The following is a 1,878-nucleotide window of genomic DNA, read 5'->3' as shown; positions in this document are numbered from 1 at the left end:
TCGGGATAGGGGGACGCCTCGCGGCGTCGCCCCTCCCACACCACCGTACGTACGGGTCCGTATACGGCGGTTCGGTGGATTATGCGGGTCTCGGAGCCGCGATGGAAGCCAAGCCGAGTGACCTGAAGAAGACAGTTTGCAAGGCAATGTTAAGCGCAGGGCTCGCCGCCAACCGCCAAGGGCCATGTGGGCTGCCGGCAGTTTGAGCCGCCAGATCCCGGCCGACACCACGGCGTCGCAGTTCGGCAAAGCGAGTGCGACCACGCTTCCACTGCTTCCAGGCGATGGCGCGCAACCGCCGCCTGATCCACTGATCGAGTGCGCTCAACACCGACGGGGTTTGGCAGAAGCCGAAGTATCCGCGCCAGCCGACAAGGTAAGTGGACAGCTCCTTGGCGATCTGTTCGAGGCTTCGTCCGCACGTGCGTCGCGTCAGCTCCCGGACTCTCGCTTTGAAGCGGGTAATCGCCTGCGGTGCGATACGCCGCCGCGGCTCCTTCCCGCCTGTGAAGCTGAAGCCCAGGAACTTGCGGACGCTCGGCTTGGCAACCGCGCTCTTGGCCTTGTTGACCTTCAGCTTGAGGCGCTTTTCGAGGAACTTCTCGATGCCGGCCATCACCCGCTCGCCGGCCTTTCGACTGCGCACATAGATGTTGCAGTCATCGGCGTAGCGCACGAAGCGGTGGCCGCGCTTCTCCAGCTCCTTGTCCAGCACATCCAGCATCAGGTTCGACAACAGCGGCGAGAGCGGGCCGCCTTGCGGCGTACCTTCCTCCGTCGCGCTGACCAGTCCCCCTTCCAGCACGCCCGCGGTCAGAAAGCCGCGGATCAGCTTCAGGAGGCGCTTGTCAGCAACCCGCTTGGCAACCAGCCCCATCAGGATGTCGTGGTTGACCCGGTCGAAGAACTTCTCCAGGTCGATGTCCACGACAAAGCCGTGCCCGGACGCGATGTACGCCTGCGCCTGTTCCACAGCCTGATGCGCCGAGTGCTTCGGCCGGAAGCCGAAGCTCGTTCCGGAGAACGTTCCGTCCCAATCCGCCTGCAGCACCTGCAGTACCGCCTGTTGGATGAAGCGATCGAGCACCGTGGGGATGCCGAGCGGCCGAGTGCCGCCCGATGCCTTCGGTATCTCGACGCGTCGTACCGGTTGCGGCTTGTAGGTGCCCTCCAGCAACTGGGCTCGGATCGTGGGCCAGTGCTCCTTCAGGTAGGTCGGCAGCTCATCAACGGACATGCCGTCGATGCCTGCCGCACCTTTATTGCGCTTCACTCGCGCCAACGCTTCCTTCAGATTCTCACGCTCGACCACTGCTTCCATCAACGGCCCTGCGACCGCCGGGCGTTCGAGACTGGCTTTCGCCGCACGTGCTTCGGCCTCTTGGGCGGCGGCCTTCGGGGCTTCACCCCTCGCTCCGGTGCCCAAGTTCAGTTCGATCTGTTTCTTCTGCCGCATGGCTCGCACGAGATTACCGCTCTACTGGCCTCTTCCACCGTTCAGGCCTTCGGCAGCGCGCCGCCGCCTACTATGCCCTCGGCTGACTTCTGCACTGCGGTCAGGCCGCCTTGCGACGGCCTCAGTCCCGTTGCCGGGACACAGCACAGACCTCCCGAGGTAAGACCGACCGCCTTCACCGCACCCCCGCCGGATTTACCACCCCGGTCCTTGATGACTGTGGACTTCGCGATCAGTTGCTCGCTCGTCCGGCCGGGTAGGCCTCGTTATCCGGTGCTTGTCCATCGGGCCGCGGCTTTGCTCCACGCTGTCTTCAGACCCCACCTCACGATGACGCCCTTGCGCTTCGCTAATCCTTCGCCGCCATCAGGCTGGATAGAGGACTTCCACCTCCAAGCTGTCGTTCATACTCGGCACACAAC

Annotated in this window: 1 protein-coding gene; it reads right to left on the bottom strand. The window is 64.1% G+C overall.

Going from position 1 to position 1,878, the window contains the following annotated elements:
- Window positions 1-79 precede the first annotated feature (79 nt).
- The gene (gene ltrA, locus ABIB06_RS38780) at window positions 80-1,456 is read right to left on the bottom strand and encodes a group II intron reverse transcriptase/maturase (protein ID WP_247446101.1); all 1,377 of its coding nucleotides are present in this window, start codon (window positions 1,454-1,456) and stop codon (window positions 80-82) included.
- Window positions 1,457-1,878: the final 422 nt, after the last annotated feature.

Source organism: Bradyrhizobium sp. LB8.2, from assembly GCF_040548035.1.
GTDB lineage: Bacteria > Pseudomonadota > Alphaproteobacteria > Rhizobiales > Xanthobacteraceae > Bradyrhizobium.
The sequence above is the reverse complement of the archived record's forward strand: the minus strand, read 5'-3'. Positions and strand labels throughout refer to the sequence as shown.